The sequence below is a fragment of the Bradyrhizobium sp. PRIMUS42 genome, from assembly GCF_023006515.1.
GTDB lineage: Bacteria > Pseudomonadota > Alphaproteobacteria > Rhizobiales > Xanthobacteraceae > Bradyrhizobium.
On sequence record NZ_JALBGZ010000649.1, the window covers coordinates 1 to 3571 of the forward strand.

Genomic DNA, 3571 nt, shown 5'->3' on the forward strand with positions numbered 1-3571 from the left:
CGCCAGATGGTGTTTCAATTCGCCGCCGGCCGCGCCACGCTGGCCCCTGGCGATGATGCGCCGGCGGCAGGCGTGCCGCGATCGCGGATTGTCTTCATCGCCGAACTCGGTGTGCTCTCGAAGGCCGAGCTCGACAGCATCATGGAGGCGTGCGTTGCGGGCGAGTGAAGTGGGCCATTGCGAGCGTCCCGCGACCGTCGCTTCACGCGAATTGCGCCAGCCCGTTTCCGACCGACCAGTTCTCCTTGGGCGCATCGAGCACGTTGACGAAGACGTCCTCGGGTCGGAGGCCCGGGCTTTCGCCGAGAAGGGCGGCGATACGCCGGTACAGCGCCTTCTTCTGCTCGGCCGTGCGCGAGGCGAATACGGTGATCTGGATCAGCACGGCATCCTCGCTGCGGTCGACGCCATAGGCGTTGCCGCAGCGGAAGTTTGCAGGCGAGAGCTCGCTGATGGTCATGAACTCGTCGCCCTCCGGCACATTCAATGCCTCGCGCATGGCGCGATAGAGACTGTCGAGGATTGCCTGCCGATAGGCTTCCGGCTTTCCGGCGCGCATCGAAATGTGGAGGAGCGGCATCGGCTGGTTCCTTGCATGCGGGCGCGATCGGCCAGGTGCGCGCTTGGCGGGCTGCCGGCCGTTCAGCCCATTGACGAAACGGGCTATCAATCCCAATTTATTTTTGACACGATGTCTAGAAAGCATGTTCTTGACGCCGTGTCAAATACATTGACTTCGAGGAGCAGGATTTGAGACCGCGCGAGTTCGACCATGACGACGTCCTGCGCGTCGCGTTCGACCAGTTCTGGCGCAACGGCGTGCGCGGCACCTCGCTGTCGGACATCGCGCGCGACGCCGGGGTCCAGCGCGGCAGCCTCTACAACGCCTTCGGCAGCAAGGAGGCGCTGTTTCTCCAGGCCTATGAACGCTATGCGGGGGATTATCTCCTCGTCCTGCAAAAGGCGCTTGGTGCCGGCTCATTGCGCAGACGCCTCACGGCTTTCTTCGATCTGACCATCACCAACTTCCGCTCCGGCACGCCGCCGCGCGGTTGTCCGACCACGCGCGGCTTGATGGAGCTCGGCGCCGCCCAAGGCGAGGGGCTGGATGACGACGCGCGCGAGGCCTTTGCAAACCTCATCGCGCGCATCACCGCACTGCTTCAGGACACGTTGTCGGCGGGCGCGGAGCGGGGCGAGTTCAACGGCAATCCTGCGGCCGCGGCGCTGCACATCATCACCGTGACGCGGGGCCTCGCCGTGCTCGAACGTGCCTTTGGCGACGAGGCGCAGTTGCGCAAGATCGCCGCGCACACCATCGATCTCGTGCTCGGCAAGAAGGGCGGCTAGGTGTCAGCACAAGGCCAGCGCGTTGACCGCCCGCGTTGCCGCATCTTCCTTGCCGGCGCCGACGAGTCCGCAGACGATGGATTCGAGCTCACCCGGCTGCTTGCGGCGCGCGACCGCCAGCACTCGCATCAATTCCGCCTCGTCATTCGACAGGCGGCGGCAGGACGGCGGCATGAAGCACAGCTCGCATGGGCGGCCGCTGCGCAGGATTCTGACGAGCGCGGCCGCCCGTGCCACCAGCAGAGGACTGTCGGAAATGCCCGGCGCCTCGTCGGCAAAACGATAGGCCGCTTCCCAGCAATCGGACGCGCCGGTCGTATAGGCTGCTCCGATGAAACGGAATAACGACAGCGCGACGCGGCAGAAATCATCGTAGCTGTCGACGCAGGGGCGCGCCGCAAGCGCGGCCTGGAGCGGACAGAGACGCATTTGGCCGGCGTCGGGGATCGCCGCAGAAGCACAAATATCTGAGGTCATCAACGATCTCATCAGTGCAACGTCGGGCTTCCGACCAGCCAGCTCTTCATCGCCATGGTCCGGTCGTGGTCCAAAGAGCGCACGTGCCGGTCGGGCAGGATGAGACCTGCCATGCGGAAGATCGTCGCCAGGCCCCGCACGGGCGCGAGCGCCCAATCGGCACCGACCGGCGGCAGCCAGCTCTCGAACCGTTCGCGCGCGACGTCGACGCGACCCTGCTGTGCCGCGGCAATGGCGTGCAAAATTCCGTGCTCGCTGTCCGACATGCGCGGACAAGTCGGGCAGTGCACCTCGATGGCCGTATGGGCCGTGCAGGCGAAGATCTCGATGATGGATTCCAGCGAGAGCACGGCGTCGCCGACGCGAAAATGGTCGTACACCTGCTGGATGTCGGCGGCGGTCGGAACGGCGCCGCCGCTGCGCGCCTTGGCCCGGAATCCCCAGATGAAGAGCCGTTCCGCCGCGCTGAGTGCGGGAAGGTCGAGAGACCCCGGTGATGTCGATGAATTCATGAAGCCTCTGGCCCTTGGCTGCGCTCACGCCACAGCTGGCGCTGATTGTCTGCATCGATCGTTCTGCCAGAGCCCTCTCCAAGTCAACGCGCGGAAGGGCGATATCGAGGTGTTCTAGATTTGAAGAGGTTTACATTCGGAGGCGCAGCCGTGTCGTCGGAATACGGAAACTGTGCGCGGCCGCAGGCCTCCGGCGGCCCTTTGCGGAACCCGAATGCTTAAGGCTTTGCTAAGGGGATCGGGATAAATTGGCATATCTGTACCGCCCATTTTGCGAGCCCCGATGATTTTCTCCCGCATTAGTTTCAAGCTGGTTCTGATTGTCGGCATCAGCCTCCTCGGCATGATCGCGCTGGCGCCGATCGCGCTGTCGACCCTGCGCGCGCAGATGGTCGCCGATCGCCAGGCCAAGACGCAGCACATGGTGGATGTCGGCTACGGCATCCTCGCCCACTATCAGAAGCTCGAGAGTGAGGGGAAACTGCCGCGCGAGCAGGCCCAGGCCGCCGCCATGGCCGAGATCAAGAGCCTGCGCTACGACAAGGTCGAGTATTTCTGGATCAACGACATGACCCCCAAGATGGTCATGCATCCGATCAAGCCCGAGCTCGACGGCAAGGATCTATCCGCGATGAAGGATCCCGCCGGCAACGCGTTGTTCATGGGCTTCGTTGACGTCGTCAACAAGCAGGGCGCGGGCTTTTACGGTTATCTCTGGCCGAAGCCCGGCTTCGACCAGCCGGTCGGGAAAATCTCCTATGTGAAGGGCTTTGCGCCCTGGGGCTGGATCATCGGCACCGGCATCTATCTCGACGATGTCGACGCCGTCTTCCGCCAGGCCGCGACGACGTTCGGCTACGTCTGTCTGGCCGTGCTGGTCCTGGTCCTCGGCGCGTCCTTCGTGATCGGTCGCAGCGTGACCCGGCCACTCGCCAAAATCACCGCGCTGACCGAGCGACTTGCCGCCGGCGACAGCGCCTTCGAGGTGCCCTACACCGACCGCAGCAACGAGGTCGGCGGGCTCGCCAAGGCGCTGGCCGTGTTCAAGGACAACGCATCGGCAGTCGGCCGGATGCATGCCGAGCAGCAGGAGCTGAAGCAGCGGGCCGACGAGGAGAAGCGCAAGGCCATGGCCGATCTCGCCGGCAAGTTCGAGGCGAGCGTCCAGGCCGTCGTCCGCGACGTCTTCAACGAGGCGCGCGCGATGCAGCAGGCCGCGCAAGGCATGTCGG

The 3571-nt window shown here is 64.7% G+C and carries 6 protein-coding genes; 3 read left to right on the top strand and 3 right to left on the bottom strand.

The window, feature by feature from the left end; genetic code table 11:
• On the top strand, positions 1-168 hold a 168-nt coding region (locus tag MOV75_RS31120; protein WP_247007235.1), incomplete at its 5' end, for a GTP-binding protein.
• 34 nt (positions 169-202) lie between these two features.
• Here MOV75_RS31120 and MOV75_RS31125 read toward each other — a convergent pair.
• Entirely contained in the window at positions 203-580 is a 378-nt protein-coding gene (locus tag MOV75_RS31125; RefSeq protein ID WP_246931277.1) for a tautomerase family protein, read from the bottom strand.
• 170 nt (positions 581-750) lie between these two features.
• Between MOV75_RS31125 and MOV75_RS31130 the strand changes: the two genes are divergently transcribed.
• Positions 751-1350 (top strand): TetR/AcrR family transcriptional regulator, encoded by a 600-nt coding sequence (locus MOV75_RS31130; protein WP_246931276.1) that lies wholly within the window; start codon positions 751-753, stop codon positions 1348-1350.
• Between the two features lie 3 nt (positions 1351-1353).
• Here the strand turns inward: MOV75_RS31130 and MOV75_RS31135 are convergent, their stop codons facing one another.
• Positions 1354-1827, bottom strand: a complete 474-nt coding sequence (locus MOV75_RS31135; RefSeq protein ID WP_246931275.1) for a hypothetical protein — start codon at positions 1825-1827, stop codon at positions 1354-1356.
• Positions 1828-1838: 11 nt separating this feature from the next.
• Positions 1839-2339: a hypothetical protein gene (locus tag MOV75_RS31140; RefSeq protein WP_246931274.1), complete on the bottom strand. Its 501-nt coding sequence runs from the start codon at positions 2337-2339 to the stop codon at positions 1839-1841.
• A gap of 283 nt (positions 2340-2622) precedes the next feature.
• Between MOV75_RS31140 and MOV75_RS31145 the strand changes: the two genes are divergently transcribed.
• On the top strand, positions 2623-3571 hold a 949-nt coding region (locus MOV75_RS31145; RefSeq protein ID WP_247007234.1), incomplete at its 3' end, for a cache domain-containing protein.

What these genes read in the sequence shown, in the direction of transcription:
- MOV75_RS31125 (WP_246931277.1), bottom strand. Translation starts at nt 580, where the DNA reads ATGCCGCTCCTCCACATTTCGATGCGCGCCGGAAAGCCGGAAGCCTAT.
- MOV75_RS31135 (WP_246931275.1), bottom strand. Translation starts at nt 1,827, where the DNA reads ATGACCTCAGATATTTGTGCTTCTGCGGCGATCCCCGACGCCGGCCAA.
- MOV75_RS31140 (WP_246931274.1), bottom strand. Translation starts at nt 2,339, where the DNA reads ATGAATTCATCGACATCACCGGGGTCTCTCGACCTTCCCGCACTCAGC.